Below are 21,954 nucleotides of genomic sequence, written 5' to 3' on the forward strand. Positions count from 1 at the left end.
TTCAGGATCAAAAAACAGCAAAATTTCCTCTGAACCTTAAAATCTCATTAAAATTAAGTAAAAATTACCCTTTACTTAATTAATTTGGCAAAGTAATATAATTGAAGAATTTGTTACAAAAAAAGGAGGATATTATGAAATTTGTAAAAAGTAAGTTCATTGCACTTGTAACAATTTTGATGCTGTCCGTCACATCGCTGTTTGCGATGCAGCCGTCAGCAAAAGCCGCTGAACACAATCCAGTCGTGATGGTTCACGGTATTGGAGGAGCGTCATTCAATTTTGCGGGAATTAAGAGTTATTTGGCGTCTCAAGGCTGGTCGCGGGACAAGCTGTATGCAGTTGATTTTTGGGACAAGACAGGCACGAATTATAACAATGGCCCGGTATTATCACGATTTGTGCAAAAGGTTTTGGATGAAACGGGTGCGAAAAAGGTGGATATTGTCGCTCACAGCATGGGGGGCGCGAACACACTTTACTACATAAAAAATCTGGACGGCGGAAATAAAATTGAAAACGTCGTAACGCTTGGCGGCGCGAACCGTTTGGTGACAAACAAGGCGCTTCCAGGAACAGATCCGAATCAAAAGATTTTATACACATCCATTTACAGCAGTGCCGATATGATTGTCATGAATTATTTATCAAGATTAGACGGTGCTAAAAACGTTCAAATTCATGGTGTTGGGCACATCGGTTTATTGATGAACAGCCAAGTCAACAGCTTGATTAAAGAAGGACTGAACGGCGGAGGCCAAAATACGAACTAACGAGATACATAACCTTGAAGAATTCTATTCTTCAAGGTTATTCTGCTTTCAGCACAATTGTTTTCGCAGCCATATCATGAACGGCTTGTTTTTTCTTCGTAAATGCGGCTGTCAAATAGATCAGGCGGGAGAACACATGCACCCACGCTATCAGGTAACGGACAATCGCCTGTGGAACGGATATTTTTTCATATGTTTCGTCTCTCACGATTTGCAGCCCGATGATTTTTTTGCCCAGTGTACCCCTCCAATTTGTCAGCGGCATCAGCAAAGGATACACAAGCAACATCAATATGGCGATAATAATGACGCCGGCGGACCCGTCGCCAAACGTAAATCCGGCTGCCAAAATCACTGCTGCGGCAATGATCACATCAAGTACAAGAGCGCAGGCGCGCAGCATAAAACCAGCTGGTTCCAACATAAACACTCCTTAAAATTTTACATAAATACCTAACCATTGTAAAAAAGAGGGCCTAAAGTGGGAATAGGTTATAAGTCTTAAATCACAAAATTCGGTGTAAAAGTCATAGGTAAATTGACATCATCAGCCAACTTATCATATTACCAAATTCTTTTTTAGCCCGAAACCAAGCCCTCAGAAGTTATTTTTGTTAAAATAGAAAAGTTACAACAGAATTCGGAGGGTTTATTGTGGGAAAAGTGAAACGAAATGCCCCTTGCCCATGCGGCAGCGGCAAGAAATATAAAAAATGCTGCGGAAGTAAAGTTGTCGACTTCCCGACAGAACTAGCGGCAAAAGAAGCAAAACAAATTCAGGAAGACTTAGTGGAGTATGCCTTCACAGTACATAGAGAAAGCATTTCAGGCTTTATCAACCAGCATGATTTTCTTTCTGCTATGGACAGACAGACGAAAGACATCAGCGTATTTAATTTAGGAATCTGGGGAATCTTCTTCCATCAGCTTGCTGGTGAAAAGACAATCTTCGAAGAGTACCTTCAGAAAAAAGGCGATTCGATCACTCGTCCGAAAACGCGTGAGATCGTTGAATCATGGAAGAGCATGACGCCTGCTTTATTGCTATTGCAAGACCTGAAAGAAGGTGTCATTCACTTTGAAGATGTCATTACGAAAAAACAATTCGAAGTGGAAATGGACGCCAATAACCAAGACCTCCCGCCAGTGGGAAGCCTGATTCTCGGATATCCAATCCACGAAGCGGAAAAAGCGGAATTCTTCATGCAGTTCACGATCTTCCCGGTGAAGAGAACAGAAGCACTGATCAGCAAGGTGAAGAAATATGCGGATGCCGCTGTGAAGAACGGCAAAACGCCGGAGGACTTCATGAAGCAGGAATTCAACAATGTGCTGTTCGCGCTGTTAGCGGAGAAAGATGAAGAGCCGCAAGCAGAGACAGCAACGGAAGAAAGCAGTGTTGATTGGGCAAACGATATGGAGAAAGAAACAGCTGCGGCTATCGAAGAAGGCTTGAGCGGAGATGAGTATCCGACTGAATTGATTCCGGCTGTCATTGATATCTGGAAAACATTCTGCGAGAAAAAATCACCTGTCATCAGAAAACCGGAAGCTTTTGCGGCAGCGGTTGAATATTATGTGAATGCAATTTCTCTTAACGGCGCGTCCGTTTCTCAAGCCAAACTGGCGAAAAAATACGGCGTCAGCGCATCAACGATTTCCAGCCGTTACAAAGAAATTGAAAGCACACTGCAGGATGAAGCGGACCGTTTTGCACAAGCATTATCATCTTAATGAAAAAAACCTTGAAAAGCGGGACTTTTCAAGGTTTTTTTATTTTTGGAACGGAATCTTAATTTCTAATCGGAAGACGGGATGGCGATAAGTAAAATCTAGCCTGCCACTAGCGCCCTTCACCAGTGTTTGAATGATATATGTGCCCATACCTTCATGAGCGCCGCTTTTCGTGGAACGGCCAAACGATTGATACAGTGTATCGAGCACTTTTGGGTCCATGCCTGGCGTGCTGTTTTCACAAATCAGCACATAAAGCCCGCTTCGCAGCGAGGTTTCCAGCTTAATCTCCGCTTTTTCTTGGGTCTCCGCCGCGCCGTCGAGCGCATTTTCCAATATGTTGCCAACCAAGCTGACCTGATCAGCTGGTGAAAACGGAAGTGAAGAAAGCGGTGTATGTATATGCAGTGAAACCGTGATACCTGAAACACGTGCTTTTTCAAGAAAATCATAAAGCACCCCTGCAACGTACGCATTCTCTCCCTTCAAAAAACGGTCATATTGACTGTACTGATCCGCCCAGTTTTGAATATATGCTTGTGTATCTGCCTTGGACTGCGCAGATCGGATCGCTGTTATATGCTTCATTGTGTCATGATTCCGGCTTCTGACGTCCATCAGCATCCGATTGGCATGCTGTTCCGCTTGAGTCAGCTGAACAATTTTGTCAGAAAACCTAGCCAGCGAAGCAGACTGTCCGATACGGAGCCCTTCACATGCTGCAAATATCACGATCACAAACAATGCCGGTAATATAGTCGTGCCATTCAGCACAGCCGCCGCTGACATCAATTGGATCACAGCAATCCACGCACAAAGCTGGAAGGAACAGCGGTCCCACACCCGCTTCATTTTCCATAGGTACAATCCTGCTGCCGCTGCGCCTAAAGCAGCGGCGAGCCAAGAGAGGGCTGTACTGTGCGAAAGAGCAGCAGCCCCCTGATAAAATATGAAACTAAATAAAAACAGATAAAGACATTGAAAAAGGGTAATCACATCCCGAACTCCTCAAAAATAATAGTTTTGAAAATAATCAAGCTGCTGCTTGGTGATCATCGCTTTTTTAGGCGTTCCCTCAAAGGAAACCGTAAACGAATGCTTTGTATAAGCGGAAAAATGTTTTATGTAATGAATGTTGATAATAAAGGATCGGTGCGAACGGAGAAAATCCTTCTCCGGCAGATCGCCTTTAATATCATTTAATGTTTGATACGTCTGCACTTCTTCGGCGGTTGTCACAATCGTCGTCGAACGTCCCGTCCGTTCTGCGAAAATGATATCCTTTTTTTGCAGCACGTGCATTTCAGATTTTTGCTTAATCAATATCCGCCCATTCAAACTCGTTTCCGTTTTCTTTTTCAAATAACGTTCGAAGGAAGCGTTCAGCCGGTCGGCATGGTACGGCTTCATAATATAATCATGGACATTCAGGTCAAAGGCGTGAACGGCATAGCCGCCGTTGCCGGTGACGAAAATCACATCCACATCAAGCGAATGGGATCTGATCAAATCAGCAAGCTCATAGCCAGACATATGAGGCATCTCGATATCGGCAAGCAGCAGATCAATATCACCGTTCTTCACCCGGCTGTAGGCATCCTCCGCTGAATCGGTGGAAAAGACAATTTCGACATCCTGCATTCTGGACACGATCGCTTCCAGCTTCTCTAAATCTACTCGATAATCATCGACAAGTCCGACTTTTACCATTATCATTCCCCTAGTTACATAGAATCATCTTTATTCTATCCCATTTCGCGACATAAAAAGAACTCTTCGCGACAACTTTATCCAACAAATCCAGCATTTCGTATATAGTCATTACTAGAAATAACGAAAAGGGAGATTGTGACATGATTACACTGACCGATTGCAGCCGCAGGTTTCATGATAAGAAAAAAGTAGTCAAAGCGGTGCGAGATGTAAGCCTAACAATTCAAAAAGGAGAAGTCGTCGGCATTCTCGGAGAAAACGGTGCCGGCAAAACGACGATGCTGAGAATGATTGCTGCCTTGCTTGAACCGTCACAGGGTGCAATCACAGTAGCCGGCTTTGACACGGTCAAGCAGCCGGCCGAGGTCAAAAAAAGAATCGGCGTCTTATTCGGAGGAGAAACCGGACTTTACGACAGGATGACCGCTAAAGAAAATCTGCAATATTTCGGCAGGCTGTACGGACTGAACCGTCACGAGATCAAAGCGAGAATAGAAGATTTATCGAAACGGTTTGGCATGCGCGATTATATGAACCGCAGAGTGGGCGGGTTTTCGAAAGGCATGAGGCAGAAAGTCGCGATAGCCAGAGCGCTGATTCACGATCCTGACATCATTTTATTTGATGAGCCGACAACAGGGCTTGATATTACATCCAGCAACATCTTCCGCGAATTCATCCAGCAGCTGAAAAGAGAACAAAAAACCATTCTTTTCTCCAGCCACATTATGGAGGAAGTGCAGGCGCTCTGTGACAGTGTCATCATGATTCACAGCGGAGAGGTGATTTACCGGGGAGCGCTTGAATCATTATACGATAGCGAGCGTAGTGAGGATTTGAATTACATCTTTATGTCTAAGCTTGTCAGGGGGATTTCTTAAATGCTGAGCCACATTTATAAAAAAGAAATGATCGACGCTTTGCGCGACAGAAAAACGATTTTACTCACGATCTTAGTTCCGATGATTACAATGCTCGGGCTTGTCTTCTTTTATGAAAGCATGCTGTCCGACAAAGGGGAGCAATACACACTGGCTGTCGGCCATTCTCTGTCGCCCGCACTGGAAAACAAGCTCAATGCGATTGACGAGATCAGCGTAAAAACATTTGCAAAGCCTAAAGAAGCGGTTGATGATGGAAAAGCAGATGCCTATCTGAACGTCCCGAAAGAGTTCAACTCATATGTCAACAGCATGACGCCTTTTGAGGTTGATGTGTATGGCAATTCAATCGATCAAGGGTCGTCAAATGCCATGCAGCTTGTGCAGTCTGCCTTAGATCAATACAAAAATGAAATTGTGCAGGAACGTTTAACCGATAAACATATTGATCAATCGGTGATCCAGCCGTTTACGATTCAGCAAAAGGAAGCGGACGAGGAGAAAGGGGCTTCCGCTATTATGATTTCTGCCATTCTGCCCATGCTGATCCTAACATCCATTGTTTCCGGCGCAATGCCGATTGCTCTTGATATCATGGCCGGGGAAAAGGACCGGAAATCAATCGAGGCGCTGCTGTTGACGCCAGTCAGCAGAAACAAAGTGCTGGTCGGCAAGTGGCTTGCGGTTTCTACTTTTGGAGTTGCCTCAGGTGTATTGGCTTTGGTGTTTTTGATTTTGTCCACCGTGTTATTTACCGAAAATTTAAAGACGGCCTTCCAGCTCGGAGATCATATGTGGGGTGTAATCGGCGCTTCAGCCCTCATCATCGTGCTTTCTGCATTGCTGATCTCTGCGATGGAGCTTTTCATCAGCATCATTTCCAGCTCGGTAAAAGAAGCGCAAAGCTATATGTCTCTCGTCGTCTTTCTGCCTATGTTCCCGATGTTTTTCATCTTCAGCAAGGCACCGAATCAATTTGACTTATCGTACTTTGTCATCCCGTTTCTGAACCTGCATGCGTTATTCAAACAGCTTTTATTCGGGATGGTTGACCCGGCTGCCATTTTGTACACGTCAGGAACCATTGCCGTGCTTATCGCCATTTTCTATTTATTGGCCAGAGCCTGTTTCTTGAAAGATAAATGGGTTCTGCCAAAATAAACTTGCAAAAGGAGAAATACACTTTCTCCTTTTTGTATATCCTGAAAAAAGAAGGAAAATAGAAAAAGGATATCTAATACAGAAAGTGACCCTGCACTATTTTTCATCAAAATTGGTTTCAAAGGAGAAGGAACAATGGATCAAACACGTACACTTGGCAAGACGAAGCTGCAGGTGAAGCGGATCGGATTCGGTGCGAATGCGGTCGGCGGGCATAATCTATTTCCGAACCTGAATGATGAAACAGGGAAAGATTTGGTGCGCACGGCATTGGATGGCGGCGTGAATTTTATCGACACCGCCTTTATATATGGACTGGGGCGTTCCGAAGAACTAATCGGCGAAGTCGTGCGGGAACGCGGCGTGCGGAATGATCTCATTATTGCTACCAAAGGGGCCCATAAAGAAGTGAACGGCAGCATTGAACTAGACAACAGCCGTGAATTTCTTCGCGGCGAGGTGGAAAAGAGCCTGAAGCGGCTGAAAACAGATTACATTGATTTGTATTATGTTCATTTCCCGGATGGCAAAACGCCTCTCGCTGAAGTGGCAGGCACGCTGAAGGAGCTGAAGGATGAGGGGAAAATCAAAGCGATCGGCGCTTCGAACCTCGACTATCAGCAATTGCAGGAATGTAATGCAGACGGCTATTTGGAGGTCTTTCAGGCAGAATACTCGCTTATTCAGCGTAATGCCGAAAAGGAGCTGCTTCCGTACTGTGAAAAACACGGCATTTCCTTTATTCCTTATTTTCCGCTCGCGTCCGGACTGCTGACAGGAAAATTCACGAAAGACACGGTCTTCGAAGACTTTAGAAAGGACAAGCCGCAATTTCAGGGAGAAACGTTTATTCACAATCTCAAAAAAGTAGACAAGCTGAAAGCGGTAGCGGAGGAAAAACAAGCGGAGACGGCACATGTCGCTTTGGCGTGGCTGTTAACGAGACCGGCGATAGACGCCATCATTCCAGGTGCTAAGCGTCCGGAACAGCTGAAGGATAACCTGAAAACCTTGAATATAGAACTGACCGAAGATGAGTCGAATTTCATCAGTGAGATTTTCACATAAAAAAGGAAATAGCCTTGGAGGCTATTTCCTTTTGGGGTTTTATTCTTTAATGAATGCTTCGACTAATTCTGCTGCTCTATAATCGTCCATATCAAGCTGCCATTGGTCGATGTCATTTTTCTTCATTTTCACTTCAACCGTTTTTTCAGATGAAGCCGGCCCGAGCTTTTTGAATTCCTCAGGATATACTTGAAGCGCGTATTTCACAGCTTCTTCATAGCTTGCGCCAGCATTTTTGCTGTAGTAGTCTTTCACTCTGTCTTCGATGCGGTCGGAGAGTGAAGATGCATCTACTGGTTTAATTGTGGCTTCAACAATCGCTTCGTCTTTGGAGATCGAAGTTGTTTTCGCCTGAATGGAAGAGTTTTTGCTTAATCCCGCTTTAATGCCGTTCACGATATTATCAAGCGCTTTGCTGTCCGCATATGTGCTGGAAAGGCCGGAAGCTGAGAGATAGCCGTCTTTGGCGGACTCGTTGAAATCATTTACAATTTCATTTTTGTTGGCACCTGTGATTTTTTCGAAATCAGCGTTGTCTTTACCGAAAAGAAGGACATCAACATAAGCTGATAACGCTTTTGCAGAGTCTTGGAGCTGGTCTGCTGTCGCAAGGATTTTTTTGTCTTTTCCGTCAATTTTGAAAGTAACTGATTTCGGCTTTTTATCACCGTAAGATTCCGGTGTATAGTTAAGCTCGTATTTCTCGCCTTTATCTACAACGAAGAAAAGGTTTCCTTCAACGGACTTGTCAGCGTTAATCGTGCTGCCTTGAAGCTTTTCGTTATAGTCTTCAGGATCTGTGTCAGACATTTTGGTATCACCTTGATACAAAGTGAAATCCATACTGTCTACATTAAGCGGTTCTTTTCCTGTGTTTTTCACAGCGACATTGACTTTTAACACAAGCTGGTCATCTGAAGTGGACTTATCATACTGGGACGGAAGTGTATAAGAGACATCTTTGATTTTGACTTGAGCTATATCTGAGCTTTTTTCTGTTTCTGAATTTTTCTTCTCCGCGCTTGTTTTGCTTCCGGAACAAGCAGCTGTAAACAACATCAGCAGAAGAATTAGGAAAATAGCGTACGTTTTTTTCTGAAACATTCATTTTTCCTCCTCAAATGGTTTAGGGAAGGGAGTCTTTTGTCTTTAAGAAATGGATCTTTTTGAATGGATTAGCATCATATAACCAAAAAAATCAGTTCTTTTCTCACGGTTTTCACCGGATTTTTTGGAAACTCCGCCCTTCTTTGTCATGAATGGACCTATAAAAAGTTACAACGGAATTAATTTTAAGATTATTAGCTTTTATATTGAATAGGTTCATCATACTATTTTTGGTGAAAAATGTTCTGGTAAAACTGGTAAACTCAGAAATTTGTGTAATTTAGACTATTACTTTTTGATTAGTTGAAGGGGACATAAGAATAATGAAAGGGGCCGTCTTGGTGAAAAAAGAGGAACTGAAACAAAAAGCACTGGAAATCGGCCGGGTGCCGACACACTTAAAACTGGAAATTGAAGATTATGGAGATGATGAGAAAAAAGCACATTTCTGTTGGGTAGATCCTCAGGATGAACACATCGGCATTATCGTGGAACTTGGGACGGACGGGCAGCCGGAATCCCTTTCCCGTGATATTGAGCCTGAAAGCGAAGAAAGGCTGTCTGAGCAGCAATTAGAGGATATCATGCGCCAATTTGTCGAGACTCATTATCCCGGCGCGCTCTCAGCCTTTGTCCGTGAAGAAAATGACCGTACATACGACGATAAAGTGAGATTTTCATATGTTCAAATAGAAGACGGGCTTCCTCTTCCCATGACCGGATTTATGGCTGAAGTTTCCTTATCAGGTGAGATCATTTACTTCCGCTATTATGGCAAAGCGGGCAGCATCATCAAGCCAAAGCGGGTCGCGAATTATGAAGAGGCGCTTGCCTTCATCAAGAAGGACGTGGAGTTCGACCTTTTGTTTGAGGTTCTCCATCGTTCTGTTTACAAAAACGGGGACGATCAGCCGCATTTGGTGTATGAGCCTGAATGCAGGGCCATTACCGTACCTGCGGATTTGGTTCAAGAAGAAAAAGAATTTGATGAAGACGATGACAGGGAGCGGGAAAGCTTTCCTCTCCCTTTATTCGAGGGCATTCACGAAAAGGCTGATCCTAGAAGCATGATCGGCATCGAAAAAGGTTTTGTCAAAGAGCGGGAAGCGGATTTGGGAGATGGGAGAATCGGGATCGTTTGGCGGAATCCGGATGATCCTGTGTATCAACCGGCTGATAAAAGCATGGACAGCTGGTTGAAAGGGCGGATTCATCAAGTGCTGAAAACCATCCATAACAAAGAAACCGGAAAACTCGAAGGCGTCATGTCATTTATGGAGAAAAAGGGGCCGTTGACAGTAACTGAGGCAGAGTGCGAAAAAATTGCGCTTTGTTTCCTGTTTGCTTTATTTCCGAATGCCGATCAATATTTTAAGATCAGGTACGATGAACCGGATAAAGAAGAAAACGCAGTCGCTGGTTTTACATTTGAAGCGCACTGTCACGGGGTCCCGCTCCGGTTTGGGCAGATCAGAATCTGCGTCAGCCGCCAGACAGGGCACATTACCGTTTATATGGGGCCGGATATAGACCCAAAGGAGCTGGAAACCATTCATCCCGTTCCGGCCATTTCTGCAGAACAAGCAGAGTCTATTTTTTGGCAGCATTTTAGAGTTGAGCTGGGCTGGGAGAGAGAATACCGTGATGATGAAAAGCACACCTACCGGCTCGTCTACAAACCGGTGTATCCACGTTTTATTGAAGCCCATACAGGAGAGCCGGTTATCAGCTCATGGTAAAACAGTCAAAAGTCACGCAAATGCGCAGATGCAAAAGGTGATGTGTGATGAAAGTAGCAGAAAGAATATTGAAAAACAATGACAATAATAGAAAAGGACCTTTCTTCACTTTAAATGAAGAAAGGTCTTTTTATATAATAAACAGGATTCTCTTTGTCGTAGACTCTTTGAAAGGATGACTTCATTGGTAAATAAACAGCTGAAAAAGAAGGCGCAAGAGATCGGGAATGTACCGCCGCATTATGAGCTTGAGATAGAAGATTACGACCAGAAGCAAAAGAAGAAGGGGCAGGCATATTTCATCTGGAAGGACCCTGAAGATCCGGAAAAGCACATTATCGTTGAACTCGGAAATGATGGTGCTTTACTCACCTTTTCAACAACCGTGCGCTCTGAGGCAGACAAAAAACTTCCAGATGCCGAGCTGAAGCTGACGGCTCTTCAGTTTGCTGCTGCCAACCATCCTGGCACATTTATGAAATTTCATTTTCAAGGCAAGGAAGAAAGGGGGCAGCACGTCCGTTTTGTCTATACCAAAATGGAACTGGGGCTTCCGCTTCCCAATTCAGGCTTTTTAATTGATATGACACGCAGCGGACAGATTGTCCATTTTTTATACTACGGAGAAGAGCATAAAGCCGAAGTTCCAAAGGAATTTGTAGCAAAAGAGAAGGTTGTGTCTCATTACTTAAATACAATGTCTTTGCAGCTGATGTACGATGTCATTGATGGCGAACAGTCACCCAGGCTTGTGTATGAACCGATTCTGCCGGGATACAGTTATCCCGCGGATGTAGACGAAATCGTGCCCGATCAGCATATTGCAGATGAAAGAATAGAAAACGGGGCGCCCCTGCCGCCGCTTCAGAACAAAGAAGAAATCGATATATATGCCATGCTGGGCCTCACCTCTGATATGCAGAAAGTCAGTGAAAAGGACTTTGGGGAAGAAATGGGAAGCACGTGGCGCAAAGGCACTGCGCCGGAGCGGAAGGATTTAAGCATAGGAAGCTATTTTGAAACGAGAAATAAAAACACAATCAAAATGAAGACTGATAAAAGAACAGGAAAACTAAAAGCGGCGATCTCTTTTATGGACCAGCGGAACACCCGCCGATGCTCAACGGAAGAATGCCAGGAGACAGCGCTTCAATTTTTGTATGCCCTCTATCCGAGAGCGGCTGAGTTTTTCAGGGTGAATCCCGTCCTAATTGATGAAAGAGGGAGAGTCCGCAATCATTTTTCTGTCTGGTATAAAGAAGTGCCGTTGCGGTTCGGCGCTGCCCGCATCATTGTCAATCCGGAAACCGGAAAGATTGATGCTTTTATGGCGCCGGATATTGATCCTGAACAATTAGAAACAATAAATCACAGGCCGGATGTTTCAGCTGAAGAAGCGAGAGAAACGTTTTTAGCCGCTTTTGATGTGAAGCTTGAATGGCAGCCTGATTTTACAGCAGGCAGCGATCAGCATTACAAACTTGTATATAAGCCGGTTTATCCTTCCTATATTGATGCGCACATAAGGAAAAAGAAAAGGCTGTGAGGGTGTCTAGTCAGGAATCATCTCCAAGTGGGGGTAGTCCTTGAATCGTTTCCAGTCCCCGCCCCACTTAAAACCGAGTTTCTTAGCAATCTCGACAACCTCCAGCCAATCTGATTTTCCGTTTTGATTGCCGTCATATTCTATATCCCATATGATGCTGCCATCCTTTTTTTGAAGGGCGAAATCAATAGCTAAACCATAGTTATGATACGATTCCCCTCCTCTTGCATAGGTGACAATATTCCCTTTTTTTGTACGTCCCTGTTTATATAATTCGTCTTGTTCCTTAAAGGACCTGAATCCTTCTGTAATGACAACGCTAATGCCTTTATTTGCTGCTGCGGCCTTTAGAGCGTCGGCATTCTGCTTCACAATCGGATGAAGAGCCGAAGGAACAGGCATATCCTGCAGGGCGTTTTGAGAATGCCATTCGTGCCGTATATAACTAAAACACAGATCAAGAAGAAACAGAATACATAAGATAACGGATGTTTTTGCGGATAATTTCATATCGGTCTCACTTTCTCATGATGTGTTGAATGTTAACGCTTTTAAGAGATTGACTCTCTCTAAAAGAGAACAGCTATGATAAAATATAACATAAATAGTAGCAGGAGGAAGGAGGCAGACCGATGAGAGCAAAGATTCCATCTGAAGAAGTAGCAGTAAAGCTAAACGAATGGTACAAGCTCATTCGCGCATTTGAAGCAGATCAAGCAGAAGCGTTAAAGCAGGAGATTGAATATGATTTAGAAGACATGGAAGAAAATCAGGACTTGCTTTTATATTTTTCTTTGATGGAATTCCGGCATCGAATCATGCTCGATAAGCTGATGCCGGTGAAAGACAGCGACACCAAGCCTCCGTTCTCTGATATGCTGAAAGAAATTGAAAGCAATCAGCAAAAACTCACAGGCTTATTGGAATACTACTTTTATTATTTCAGGGGAATGTACGAATTTAAGCAGAAAAATTTTATATTAGCGATTGACCATTATAAACATGCCGAGGAAAAGCTCGAGTATGTCGAGGATGAGATCGAAAAAGCTGAGTTTCTTTTTAAGGTTGCCGAAGTGTATTATCACATCAAACAAACGTATTTTTCAATGAATTATGCGAGCCAGGCCCTTGATATTTATACGAAATATGAACTGTACGGGCGCCGCCGTGTGCAGTGTGAATTTATCATTGCCGGAAATTTGACCGATGTTTATCAGCATGAAAAAGCGCTGACACACTTGTGCAGCGCCTTAGATCATGCAAGGCAGCTTGAGGAAGCGTATATGATCGCCGCTGCCCATTATAATGTCGGACATTGTAAGTACAGTCTGGGTGATTTCAGTGAAGCGGAGGGCTATTTCAAAAAAGCCGCCGCTATTTTTGAGGAGCACAACTTTCAGCAGGCCGTTCAAGCTGTTTTTTCACTGACCCATATCTACTGTAAACAGGGAAAATACGACAAAGCGGTAGAGATGTATGACCGCGGGATAAAGAGCGCGGCTGAATGGGAAGATGACATGTACTTAACGAAATTCCGCCTCATTCATGAGCTGTATCTTGGCGACGGCGACCGGAGCGTGCTTGAAGAATGCTTTGACCTGCTGGAATCCCGCCAGCTTCTTGCCGATGCTGAAGAACTGCTGCATGATACAGCGGAACGTTTCAATCAGCAAGAACGCTACGAGTCCGCCGCATTCTTTTACCGCAGGCTTATGAACATTAAAAAAACGCTTGCCGAGCAGCGTTTTCAATAGAAGATGGCAGAGAACATACAGGTTCTCTGCTTTTTTATGCTGTTTCCAACCCGGAAAAATAGGGTATTTTCCACTGCATAATGAAAATTCAGAGGAGGATATCGTTTATGTATAAAGACTTAACCGGAAAAACAGCGATTGTGACAGGTTCTTCAAAAGGAATCGGGAAAGCTATTGCGGAACGGTTCGGACACGAGAAAATGAATGTTGTCGTGAACTACCACAGCGATCCGTCGGGAGCCGATGAAACTGTGGACATCATTAAGAATAACGGAGGGCAGGCCGTCGCAGTTGAGGCGGACGTGTCAAAAGAAGAAGGGATTCAGGCGCTCTTGGACGCCGCTTTAGAGCATTTCGGCACACTTGATGTGATGGTGAACAACTCCGGCTTTAACGGCGCGGAGGCCATGCCGCATGAGATGAGCCTTGAAGATTGGCAGAGAGTCATTGATGTCAACGTCACCGGAACCTTTCTGGGAGCAAAAGCATCACTTAGCCACATGATGAAAAACAACATCAAAGGCAATGTGCTGAATATCTCGAGTGTTCACCAGCAGATCCCGCGCCCCGTCAACGTTCAGTATTCCACGTCCAAAGGCGGCATTAAGATGATGACAGAAACGCTGGCGCTCAACTATGCGGATAAAGGAATCCGCGTCAACGCGATAGCGCCCGGCACCATTGCCACAGAATCAAATGTTGATACGAAAAAGGAAGAGAACAGGCAAAAACAACTGAAAAAAATCCCGATGAAAGCCTTCGGAAAGCCGGAAGAAGTGGCGGCAGCAGCGGCTTGGCTCGTATCTGAGGAAGCGAGCTATGTGACCGGCACAACACTCTTCGTCGATGGCGGAATGACACTTTATCCGTCTCAGCTTGAATAGAACACAAAACAGGGGGACTGCGGGATGAAAACAGAGTGGTGGAAGGATGCGGTGGTGTATCAAATTTATCCAAGGAGCTTTCAGGACAGCAATGGAGATGGAATTGGAGACTTGCGGGGGATCATTTCCCGTCTTGACTACATAAAGGAACTCGGGGCAGATGTAATTTGGATTTGCCCGATTTATCCTTCTCCGAATGTTGATCACGGTTATGATGTGACGGACCATAAGACGATTATGGATTCATACGGAACGATGGATGATTTTCACGAGCTGCTTGACCAGGTGCACCAGCGCGGGTTAAAGCTGGTGATGGACTTTGTGTTAAATCACACCTCGGTCGAGCATCCGTGGTTTAAAAAAGCGGAGCTGGACAAAAACAGCAAATACCGCAGCTATTACTTTTGGCGCCCCGGCACAAAGAACGGCCCGCCGACGGACTGGGTGTCTGACTATGGATGCCCGGTTTGGCAATATGAGGAGCATATGGGGGAATATTATCTCCACATGAATGCTGTTAAACAAGCTGATTTAAATTGGGAGCATCCTGAGGTACGCCAAGCGGTATTTGACATGATGAGGTTTTGGCTCGATAAAGGGGTGGACGGCTTGCGCATTGATCAGCTCCATCTCATCTCAAAGAAAGAATATCTTCCTTCGTATGAGGACTATATCAATCAGCAGGCAGAGCCGAAGCCTTTCCAGCCAAATGGCGAACGAATCCATGACTATTTAAAAGAAATGACAGATGAAGTATTTTCTCAATATGATGTCATGTCTGTCGGAGAGGTCGGCAGTGTTACACCGGAGGAAGGCCTGAAGTATACGGGAACTGATAAGCATGAACTAAATATGATTTTTCATTTTCAGCATATGGAGCTTGATCAGCAGCCCGGAAAAGAACATTGGGATCTGAAGCCCCTTGAGCTTTCTGATTTAAAATCGGTTTTGACAAAATGGCAAAAGAAGCTTGAACATCAAGGCTGGAATACATTGTATTGGTGCAACCACGACCAGCCCCGGATTGTGTCCAGATTCGGAGACGATGGGGAATACCGCAAAGCATCCGCGAAAATGCTGGCCACCGTTCTTTATCTCATGAAGGGCACGCCGTATATTTATCAGGGCGAAGAAATTGGGATGACAAACGCGCCGTTTACCCGGATTGAGGACTACAAAGATATCCAAACGATCAATATGTATCATAAACGGGTGTTTGAAAAAGGCTATGATCCAGAAGATGTGATGAGATCGATCTTAGCCAAAAGCCGGGATCACGCCCGGACACCGATGCAGTGGAGCAGCGGCAAGAATGCCGGATTTACTGACGGCACGCCCTGGCTGAAGGTCAACCCGAACTTCTCGTCCATCAATGTGGAGGAAGCACAGACAGACCCTGATTCGATCTTAACCTATTACAAAAAGCTGATCACCCTGAGAAAGCAGTACGCTGACCTCATCAAAGGGAGCTATGACCTTTTGCTTCCGGATGATCCGCAGCTGTTTGTATACATGAGAGAAAACGGCAAACAGCAGCTTTTGTCGGTCAATAATTTTTCAAAAGACCAAGCCGTTTTCCGATGGCCTAAGCACTGCAGCAAGGATCAATCATCCCTGCTTCTCAGCAATTATAAAAACAACGGTGATCTTGCTGATGAAATGGTGTTTCAGCCTTATGAGAGCAGAGTGTATCTTTTCGACAAAACAGTCAAATGACTCAGCCCGGCATTTTCAGCCGGGTTTTTTCATGTACATATATTCATGCTGCAGACGGGAAGAATAAAATCAAAATGAAATTTAATCTTGCAAAACGTAATGACTTCGGTTTATTATGATATAGGATTACAAAATCGTTATCATTTTGATTTAAGTCACTATGAAAAAGAGGGGATATACAATATGTTTAAAAAATGGAGCGGTTTGTTTGTGATTGCAGCGTGCTTTTTATTAGTGGCAGCATGCGGCAACTCATCAACAAAAGGGTCAGCGGATTCGAAGAGTGATAAACTGCACATTGTCACAACGTTCTACCCGATGTATGAATTTACGAAACAAATTGTAAAAGACAAAGGAGATGTGGATCTGTTAATTCCATCTTCCGTTGAGCCTCATGATTGGGAACCGACGCCGAAAGACATTGCCAACATTCAAGATGCCGATTTGTTCGTTTATAATAGTGAGTACATGGAGACGTGGGTGCCGTCAACTGAAAAAAGCATGGGCCAAGGCCATGCCGTTTTCGTTAATGCGAGCAAAGGCATTGATTTAATGGAAGGCTCTGAAGAAGAACATGAAGAGCACGGAGAGCACGAGGAACATGAACATGGGGAGCATGAGCACAGCCATGCAATGGACCCTCACGTATGGCTCAGTCCTGTTCTGGCGCAGAAAGAAGTTAAAAATATTACGGCGCAAATCGTAAAGCAGGACCCGGATAACAAAGAATACTATGAGAAAAATAGTAAAGAATATATTGCAAAACTGCAGGATCTTGATAAACTATATCGTACAACCGTAAAAAAATCGGAGAAGAAAGAATTCATTACGCAGCATACAGCTTTTGGCTATCTGGCAAAAGAATACGGTTTGACACAGGTTCCGATTGCAGGGATTTCGCCTGACCAAGAACCGAGCGCAGCCGACTTGGCAAAGCTGAAAACGTATGCCAAGGAACATAACGTAAAAGTTATTTACTTTGAAGAAATTGCATCCTCAAAGGTCGCAGATACGCTCGCCAGTGAAATCGGCGCGAAGACAGAAGTGCTTAATACACTGGAAGGCTTAAGCAAAGAAGAACAGGATAAAGGTTTAGGGTATATCGACATTATGAAACAAAACCTCGATGCCCTGAAAGATTCACTATTGGTTAAATCATAAGATAGTGTGCGCCGGAGGGTGCACACTATTTCTTTGTGAGAAAGGAAGATTGACATGAATCTCGTCTCATTGAAAGATATCGTTTTCGGCTATTCCCACACGCCTGTTTTGGATAAAGTATCACTTGATATTGAAAGCGGTGAGTTTGTCGGCATCACGGGACCAAACGGCGCCTCTAAATCAACGCTCATGAAGGTGATGCTTGGCATGCTGAAACCGTGGGAAGGCACGGTGACGATCAGTAAAAGGAATACAGAAGGAAAACGCCTGACGATAGGGTACGTCCCGCAGCAAATTTCTTCATTTAACGCCGGCTTTCCGAGTACGGTGCTGGAGCTTGTTCAGTCAGGCCGCTATACAAAAGGGAAATGGTTTAAACGTTTAAATGAAGAAGATCATATCGAAGTGGAAAAAGCGCTGAAAATGGTGGAAATGTGGGAGCTCCGCCACCGGAAAATCGGCGACTTATCAGGCGGACAGAAACAGAAAATCTGTATCGCCAGAATGCTTGCCAGCAATCCGGACCTCTTAATGCTGGACGAACCGACAACAGCCGTTGACTATGACAGCAGAAAAGGATTTTACGAATTTATGCACCATCTCGTGAAAAATCACAACCGCACAGTTGTGATGGTTACTCACGAACAAAATGAAGTACAGCAATTTTTAGATAAAGTGATTCGATTAGAGAGAGGAGAAAAAGGCGGATGGAAATGTTTGACTTGGAATTCATGCGACGAGCTTTTCTAGCAGGCGGCATGATTGCCATCATGGCCCCGATTTTAGGGGTGTATCTCGTTCTCAGAAGACAGGCCTTAATGGCTGACACACTTTCGCATATTTCATTGTCGGGTGTTGCCATCGGCTTTTTCCTCAGCACCAATATTACCGCGGCGAGCATAGTCGTCGTGACCATCGGTGCAATCGGGATTGAATACATGCGGCGGGCATATCGGACGTATTCAGAAGTATCCATTGCCATCTTAATGGCGGCTGGTTTGTCCTTCGCGATGTTTTTAATCAGCCTTTCAAAAGGCACCGCCAACATGAGCATCGATCAATATCTATTTGGTTCGCTCGTGACAGTAAACCAGCAGCAGGTGTATATTATCGGCATCATTACGTTGCTGATTTTGCTTTACTTTATCGTACTGAAAAGACCGCTCTACCTGCTGACATTTGATGAAGCAACAGCAAAAACATCCGGAATTAACACAAACGTCCTGTCGATGTCATTCAGTATCGTCACAGGCCTTGCGATCTCGGTTATTATTCCGATCATCGGGGTTCTTCTTGTATCAGCCCTGCTCGTATTGCCGGCAGCATTCGCCATCAGAATTGCTAAGGGCTTTAACATGGTATTTATCACAGCCATACTCATTTCGTTATTTAGCGTATTTATGGGACTGACATCATCTTATCAGCTCGGAACGCCGCCAGGGCCGTCCATTACCCTGCTTTTGATCGTTCTCCTGCTGATCGGATTTGTGGTTCAGGGAGTTTGGATGTTTATCAAAAAAGAAGCCCAGCGTAAAGAAAGGCGTCAGTAACATGAAAAGCAGTTTTCCACAGGGAAAACTGCTTTTTTTATAAGAACATCCCGGCAAGACGCTCATATGATTCCTTTTTCGCCTCAAAATCAAACACATTGCACAGAACCATAATTTCATTTGTTTCATAGCGGTCTGTGAGCTCTAAAAGCTTTTGTTTGACAGTGTTTGGAGAACCGATCACCATTCGCTTTCTGTTTTCCTCTATAAGTTTTTTATCAGACTCTGTGTAGGGATGCGCTTTTGCCTCCTCGATGCTCGGCACGCGGCTGTCCAAGCCTTTTCCGACGCAAAGAAGCCATAAATCCTGGCTTAATGCGAGCTCTTCTGCCTCTTCATCTGTTTTTGCGCAAATGACAAAAATCGTAAACAAGGCGGACGGAGACGAGAAATGGGCTGATGGCTGAAAGCTTTCCCTGTAGACGCGAAACGCATTTTCTCCTCGTTCGGGGTTAATAAAATGCCCAAACACATATCCAATGCCTTGGTGCGCCGCACGTCTTGCGCTGTTTTCACCGAGACCGAGCACCCATAGCTCCGGTGAAGTATCAATAAGGGGCGCCGCTTTGATCCCGGCATACGGATGCCCGGCAGGAAGCGAATCCGTGAGAAAATAAGAGACATCCTGCAGCTGTCTGTTAAAATCGGTTAAGCTTTTTTTCACCCCGTCCGTTAAGGCAAGACGGGTTTTTGTCGTGCCGCCGGGGGAACGCCCGACACCGAGGTCAATTCTGTTTGGATACAGGGCCTCAAGCTGGCGAAAGGTTTCGGCCACCTTAAACGGGCTGTACTGGGGCAGCAGCACCCCGCCTGACCCGACACGAATCGTGCTTGTCTGTGCTGCGATGCGTGCGATCATGATTTCAGGCGCTGTGCTTGCCAGTCCTTTCGTGCTGTGATGTTCGGCAAACCAATAACGCTTATAGCCCCACTGTTCGCTTAATTGGGCAAGCTCAACCGAATGCTGAAGAGTCGTCACAGAGCTTTTTCCTTTAGAAACAGGTGCCTGATCAAGTATGCTTAAATGAATCAAAAGGCCGCTTCCTTTCTGTCTGTTTTTAGAATGTGACACAAGAATAGGCAAAATGACTCGCTCACGTCAAATGGTTTGTTTAAGATTTGTACTTCATAGCATTTGCAAAACATATAGCAAATATGGAAGGTTTTTTTCGAGGATTTTCGTCAATTATTCTTAACTTTAACGAAACTTTGATATAATAACAAACGTATATATTAATAATTTACGGCTTATTTTCCATGTGAGCGTAAAAATAAATGTGACTATATTCACATTTCGATGAGTAGGAGTGAATCGTGTGGCAATTTCTTTAGAAAAAGGTCAGCGAATTGATTTAACAAAAGGAAAAGCCGGTCTTTCAAAATTGATGGTCGGTCTCGGCTGGGACCCGGTTTCTTCAGGCGGAGGTTTTTTCAGCAAACTGCTTGGCGGAGGCGGTGCAAATATCGACTGTGACGCTTCAGTGCTGATGCTGGAAAACGGAAAATTCACCGATAAAAAGAATGTCATTTATTTCGGCAATCTGAAAAGCCGCTGCGGCAGTGTAAAGCACACAGGCGACAACCTGACAGGCGACGGTGCAGGCGATGACGAGCAAATTATGATAGATTTGGAGAAAGTGCCTGCAAACATTGATAAGCTTGTATTTGTTGTGAACATTTATGATTGTGTCAGAAGAAAACAAGATTTCGGCATGATTCAAAATGCATTTATCCGCGTGGTTGATCAATCGAATCATGAGGAAATGCTCAAATACAATTTGAGAGACAATTATGCCGGCAGAACAAGCTTGATTACAGCAGAAATCTACCGCAGCGGCAGCGAGTGGAAGTTTGCGGCGATCGGTGAAGGCACAAATGATACGAGATTAGAAGATATTATCAGCCGATACGCGTAAAAGAAAAAAAGGAGTGGATGAAACATGGCAATTTCATTGGCAAAAGGACAAAAAGTAGATTTGACAAAAACAAATCCGGGTCTTTCAAAGGTTGTTGTCGGTTTAGGCTGGGATACGAATAAGTATGACGGCGGGCACGACTTTGACCTTGACTCAAGTGTATTTCTGTTAGATGCAGCAGGGAAATGCGCGTCTCCAAACGATTTTATTTTCTACAATCAGCTTGAAGGCGGCAACGGTTCAGTCGTCCATTCAGGCGACAACCTGACAGGCTTGGGCGAAGGCGACGATGAGAATGTAAAAGTGAATCTCAGCGCTGTGCCGGCTAACATTGATAAAATCTCATTTGTTATCACAATTCACGAAGCGGAAGCGCGCAGCCAAAACTTTGGACAAGTATCAAACGCGTTCGTTCGCATCGTAAATGAAGAAACAAATGAAGAGCTCATCCGTTATGACCTTGCGGAAGATTTCTCTATTGAAACGGCAATCATTGCAGGGGAGCTTTACAGACATAACGGCGAGTGGAAATTCTCCGCTATCGGCTCAGGCTACCAAGGCGGTCTTGCCCGCATCGCAACAGACTACGGTTTGCAAGTCGGTTAAGACCAATTACGAAGAGCAGAAAGGAGAGAGGCAGTATGGCCATTCAATTATCAAAAGGACAGCGCATTGATTTAACGAAAACAAATCCGGGACTCACAAAAGCGGTGATCGGCTTAGGCTGGGATACAAACAAGTACTCCGGCGGGCACGATTTTGACCTGGATGCTTCAGCCTTTTTAGTTGATGCTCATGATAACTGCGTGAATGATCTCGATTTCGTCTTCTATAATAACCTTGAACATCCGAGCGGCGGTGTCATCCATACGGGTGACAACCGCACGGGTGAGGGCGACGGAGATGATGAGCAGATTATCGTTGATTTTTCGAAAATCCCTGCTCACATTGAGAAAATCGGCATCACAGTGACCATTCACGATGCTGAAGCACGCAGCCAAAACTTTGGACAAGTTTCCAATGCGTTTGTGCGCGTTGTGGACGAAGAGACGCAGAATGATCTTCTTCGCTTCGACTTGGGAGAAGACTTCTCCATTGAAACAGCTGTTGTCGTTTGTGAGCTTTACAGACACGGCGGCGAGTGGAAATTCAATGCGATCGGCAGCGGTTTTTCAGGCGGGTTGGCTGCATTGTGCCGGAACTACGGTTTGCAAGTGTAAGCGAGTGACAAATAGAGAAGTCACCGTTTCA

Annotated in this window: 23 protein-coding genes; 16 read left to right on the forward strand and 7 right to left on the reverse strand. The window is 44.6% G+C overall.

Features of this window, described 5'->3' with window-relative positions; translation table 11 throughout:
* Window positions 1-134: 134 nt before the first annotated feature.
* The gene (estA, locus tag CVV77_RS14830; RefSeq protein ID WP_003241287.1) at window positions 135-773 is read left to right on the forward strand and encodes a lipase EstA; all 639 of its coding nucleotides are present in this window, start codon (window positions 135-137) and stop codon (window positions 771-773) included.
* 37 nt (window positions 774-810) lie between these two features.
* On the opposite strand, the gene CVV77_RS14835 is transcribed toward estA, so the two are convergent.
* Entirely contained in the window at window positions 811-1,194 is a 384-nt protein-coding gene (locus tag CVV77_RS14835) for an RDD family protein (RefSeq protein ID WP_100275758.1), read from the reverse strand.
* A gap of 233 nt (window positions 1,195-1,427) precedes the next feature.
* On the opposite strand from CVV77_RS14835, the gene CVV77_RS14840 reads away from it, so the two are divergent.
* Window positions 1,428-2,507: a helix-turn-helix domain-containing protein gene (locus tag CVV77_RS14840; RefSeq protein WP_100275759.1), complete on the forward strand. Its 1,080-nt coding sequence runs from the start codon at window positions 1,428-1,430 to the stop codon at window positions 2,505-2,507.
* A gap of 39 nt (window positions 2,508-2,546) precedes the next feature.
* On the opposite strand, the gene natK is transcribed toward CVV77_RS14840, so the two are convergent.
* The gene (natK, locus tag CVV77_RS14845) at window positions 2,547-3,503 is read right to left on the reverse strand and encodes a two-component system sensor histidine kinase NatK (RefSeq protein WP_100275760.1); all 957 of its coding nucleotides are present in this window, start codon (window positions 3,501-3,503) and stop codon (window positions 2,547-2,549) included.
* Between the two features lie 12 nt (window positions 3,504-3,515).
* Window positions 3,516-4,217, reverse strand: a complete 702-nt coding sequence (natR, locus tag CVV77_RS14850; protein ID WP_100275761.1) for a two-component system response regulator NatR — start codon at window positions 4,215-4,217, stop codon at window positions 3,516-3,518.
* Between the two features lie 143 nt (window positions 4,218-4,360).
* On the opposite strand from natR, the gene natA reads away from it, so the two are divergent.
* From natA to CVV77_RS14865, 3 genes are all read left to right on the forward strand, one after another.
* Window positions 4,361-5,101 (forward strand): sodium ABC transporter ATP-binding protein NatA, encoded by a 741-nt coding sequence (gene natA, locus CVV77_RS14855; protein WP_100275762.1) that lies wholly within the window; start codon window positions 4,361-4,363, stop codon window positions 5,099-5,101.
* Window positions 5,102-6,262 carry a sodium ABC transporter permease NatB gene (gene natB / locus CVV77_RS14860; RefSeq protein ID WP_100275763.1) on the forward strand — a complete coding sequence of 387 codons (1,161 nt, stop codon included), beginning with the start codon at window positions 5,102-5,104 and terminating at the stop codon, window positions 6,260-6,262.
* A 135-nt stretch (window positions 6,263-6,397) separates the two neighbouring features.
* On the forward strand, window positions 6,398-7,330 hold the full coding sequence (locus CVV77_RS14865) for an aldo/keto reductase (RefSeq protein WP_084993135.1): 933 nt from the start codon (window positions 6,398-6,400) through the stop codon (window positions 7,328-7,330).
* 39 nt (window positions 7,331-7,369) lie between these two features.
* Here CVV77_RS14865 and CVV77_RS14870 read toward each other — a convergent pair whose 3' ends face one another.
* Entirely contained in the window at window positions 7,370-8,434 is a 1,065-nt protein-coding gene (locus CVV77_RS14870) for a DUF4352 domain-containing protein (protein WP_019257388.1), read from the reverse strand.
* A gap of 45 nt (window positions 8,435-8,479) precedes the next feature.
* On the reverse strand, window positions 8,480-8,587 hold the full coding sequence (locus CVV77_RS22075) for a hypothetical protein (protein WP_141564863.1): 108 nt from the start codon (window positions 8,585-8,587) through the stop codon (window positions 8,480-8,482).
* A gap of 173 nt (window positions 8,588-8,760) precedes the next feature.
* On the opposite strand from CVV77_RS22075, the gene CVV77_RS14875 reads away from it, so the two are divergent.
* Both CVV77_RS14875 and CVV77_RS14885 read left to right on the forward strand, forming a co-directional pair.
* Window positions 8,761-10,176 carry a YcdB/YcdC domain-containing protein gene (locus CVV77_RS14875; RefSeq protein WP_100275764.1) on the forward strand — a complete coding sequence of 472 codons (1,416 nt, stop codon included), beginning with the start codon at window positions 8,761-8,763 and terminating at the stop codon, window positions 10,174-10,176.
* A gap of 184 nt (window positions 10,177-10,360) precedes the next feature.
* Entirely contained in the window at window positions 10,361-11,722 is a 1,362-nt protein-coding gene (locus CVV77_RS14885; RefSeq protein WP_100275765.1) for a YcdB/YcdC domain-containing protein, read from the forward strand.
* Between the two features lie 6 nt (window positions 11,723-11,728).
* Here the strand turns inward: CVV77_RS14885 and cwlK are convergent, their stop codons facing one another.
* A complete protein-coding gene (gene cwlK / locus CVV77_RS14890; protein ID WP_100275766.1) occupies window positions 11,729-12,232 on the reverse strand; it encodes a peptidoglycan L-alanyl-D-glutamate endopeptidase CwlK in 504 nt (167 codons plus the stop codon).
* Window positions 12,233-12,354: 122 nt separating this feature from the next.
* On the opposite strand from cwlK, the gene rapJ reads away from it, so the two are divergent.
* From rapJ to znuB, 6 genes are all read left to right on the forward strand, one after another.
* Window positions 12,355-13,476 (forward strand): response regulator aspartate phosphatase RapJ, encoded by a 1,122-nt coding sequence (gene rapJ, locus CVV77_RS14895; protein ID WP_100275767.1) that lies wholly within the window; start codon window positions 12,355-12,357, stop codon window positions 13,474-13,476.
* Window positions 13,477-13,583: 107 nt separating this feature from the next.
* Window positions 13,584-14,360: an SDR family oxidoreductase gene (locus CVV77_RS14900; RefSeq protein WP_100275768.1), complete on the forward strand. Its 777-nt coding sequence runs from the start codon at window positions 13,584-13,586 to the stop codon at window positions 14,358-14,360.
* A 24-nt stretch (window positions 14,361-14,384) separates the two neighbouring features.
* A complete protein-coding gene (locus tag CVV77_RS14905; RefSeq protein ID WP_100275769.1) occupies window positions 14,385-16,076 on the forward strand; it encodes a glycoside hydrolase family 13 protein in 1,692 nt (563 codons plus the stop codon).
* 183 nt (window positions 16,077-16,259) lie between these two features.
* Window positions 16,260-17,237: a metal ABC transporter substrate-binding protein gene (locus CVV77_RS14910; RefSeq protein WP_100275770.1), complete on the forward strand. Its 978-nt coding sequence runs from the start codon at window positions 16,260-16,262 to the stop codon at window positions 17,235-17,237.
* A gap of 54 nt (window positions 17,238-17,291) precedes the next feature.
* Window positions 17,292-17,987, forward strand: coding sequence for a zinc ABC transporter ATP-binding protein ZnuC (gene znuC / locus CVV77_RS14915; RefSeq protein WP_003241253.1), 696 nt, complete (start codon window positions 17,292-17,294; stop codon window positions 17,985-17,987).
* Window positions 17,945-18,787 (forward strand): zinc ABC transporter permease ZnuB, encoded by an 843-nt coding sequence (znuB, locus tag CVV77_RS14920; RefSeq protein ID WP_100275771.1) that lies wholly within the window; start codon window positions 17,945-17,947, stop codon window positions 18,785-18,787. Before znuC ends, znuB begins: the two co-directional genes overlap by 43 nt.
* 37 nt (window positions 18,788-18,824) lie before the next feature.
* Here the strand turns inward: znuB and CVV77_RS14925 are convergent, their stop codons facing one another.
* A complete protein-coding gene (locus tag CVV77_RS14925; protein WP_100275772.1) occupies window positions 18,825-19,820 on the reverse strand; it encodes an LLM class flavin-dependent oxidoreductase in 996 nt (331 codons plus the stop codon).
* Window positions 19,821-20,103: 283 nt separating this feature from the next.
* On the opposite strand from CVV77_RS14925, the gene CVV77_RS14930 reads away from it, so the two are divergent.
* Genes CVV77_RS14930 through CVV77_RS14940 form a run of 3 tightly spaced genes read left to right on the forward strand, consistent with a single transcriptional unit; the run spans window position 20,104 to window position 21,923 of the window.
* On the forward strand, window positions 20,104-20,703 hold the full coding sequence (locus CVV77_RS14930) for a TerD family protein (RefSeq protein WP_003241247.1): 600 nt from the start codon (window positions 20,104-20,106) through the stop codon (window positions 20,701-20,703).
* A 24-nt stretch (window positions 20,704-20,727) separates the two neighbouring features.
* On the forward strand, window positions 20,728-21,309 hold the full coding sequence (locus CVV77_RS14935) for a TerD family protein (protein WP_003241245.1): 582 nt from the start codon (window positions 20,728-20,730) through the stop codon (window positions 21,307-21,309).
* A 35-nt stretch (window positions 21,310-21,344) separates the two neighbouring features.
* On the forward strand, window positions 21,345-21,923 hold the full coding sequence (locus tag CVV77_RS14940; protein ID WP_100275773.1) for a TerD family protein: 579 nt from the start codon (window positions 21,345-21,347) through the stop codon (window positions 21,921-21,923).
* Window positions 21,924-21,954: the final 31 nt, after the last annotated feature.

Origin of the sequence: Bacillus sp. SN1, assembly GCF_002796895.1 — a bacterium.
GTDB classification, from domain to species: domain Bacteria; phylum Bacillota; class Bacilli; order Bacillales; family Bacillaceae; genus Bacillus; species Bacillus inaquosorum.

What these genes read in the sequence shown, in the direction of transcription:
- estA (WP_003241287.1), top strand. Translation starts at nt 135, where the DNA reads ATGAAATTTGTAAAAAGTAAGTTCATTGCACTTGTAACAATTTTGATG.
- natR (WP_100275761.1), bottom strand. Translation starts at nt 4,217, where the DNA reads ATGGTAAAAGTCGGACTTGTCGATGATTATCGAGTAGATTTAGAGAAG.
- natA (WP_100275762.1), top strand. Translation starts at nt 4,361, where the DNA reads ATGATTACACTGACCGATTGCAGCCGCAGGTTTCATGATAAGAAAAAA.
- natB (WP_100275763.1), top strand. Translation starts at nt 5,102, where the DNA reads ATGCTGAGCCACATTTATAAAAAAGAAATGATCGACGCTTTGCGCGAC.
- CVV77_RS14865 (WP_084993135.1), top strand. Translation starts at nt 6,398, where the DNA reads ATGGATCAAACACGTACACTTGGCAAGACGAAGCTGCAGGTGAAGCGG.
- CVV77_RS14870 (WP_019257388.1), bottom strand. Translation starts at nt 8,434, where the DNA reads ATGTTTCAGAAAAAAACGTACGCTATTTTCCTAATTCTTCTGCTGATG.
- CVV77_RS22075 (WP_141564863.1), bottom strand. Translation starts at nt 8,587, where the DNA reads ATGACAAAGAAGGGCGGAGTTTCCAAAAAATCCGGTGAAAACCGTGAG.
- CVV77_RS14875 (WP_100275764.1), top strand. Translation starts at nt 8,761, where the DNA reads ATGAAAGGGGCCGTCTTGGTGAAAAAAGAGGAACTGAAACAAAAAGCA.
- cwlK (WP_100275766.1), bottom strand. Translation starts at nt 12,232, where the DNA reads ATGAAATTATCCGCAAAAACATCCGTTATCTTATGTATTCTGTTTCTT.
- rapJ (WP_100275767.1), top strand. Translation starts at nt 12,355, where the DNA reads ATGAGAGCAAAGATTCCATCTGAAGAAGTAGCAGTAAAGCTAAACGAA.
- CVV77_RS14900 (WP_100275768.1), top strand. Translation starts at nt 13,584, where the DNA reads ATGTATAAAGACTTAACCGGAAAAACAGCGATTGTGACAGGTTCTTCA.
- CVV77_RS14905 (WP_100275769.1), top strand. Translation starts at nt 14,385, where the DNA reads ATGAAAACAGAGTGGTGGAAGGATGCGGTGGTGTATCAAATTTATCCA.
- CVV77_RS14910 (WP_100275770.1), top strand. Translation starts at nt 16,260, where the DNA reads ATGTTTAAAAAATGGAGCGGTTTGTTTGTGATTGCAGCGTGCTTTTTA.
- znuC (WP_003241253.1), top strand. Translation starts at nt 17,292, where the DNA reads ATGAATCTCGTCTCATTGAAAGATATCGTTTTCGGCTATTCCCACACG.
- znuB (WP_100275771.1), top strand. Translation starts at nt 17,945, where the DNA reads ATGGAAATGTTTGACTTGGAATTCATGCGACGAGCTTTTCTAGCAGGC.
- CVV77_RS14935 (WP_003241245.1), top strand. Translation starts at nt 20,728, where the DNA reads ATGGCAATTTCATTGGCAAAAGGACAAAAAGTAGATTTGACAAAAACA.
- CVV77_RS14940 (WP_100275773.1), top strand. Translation starts at nt 21,345, where the DNA reads ATGGCCATTCAATTATCAAAAGGACAGCGCATTGATTTAACGAAAACA.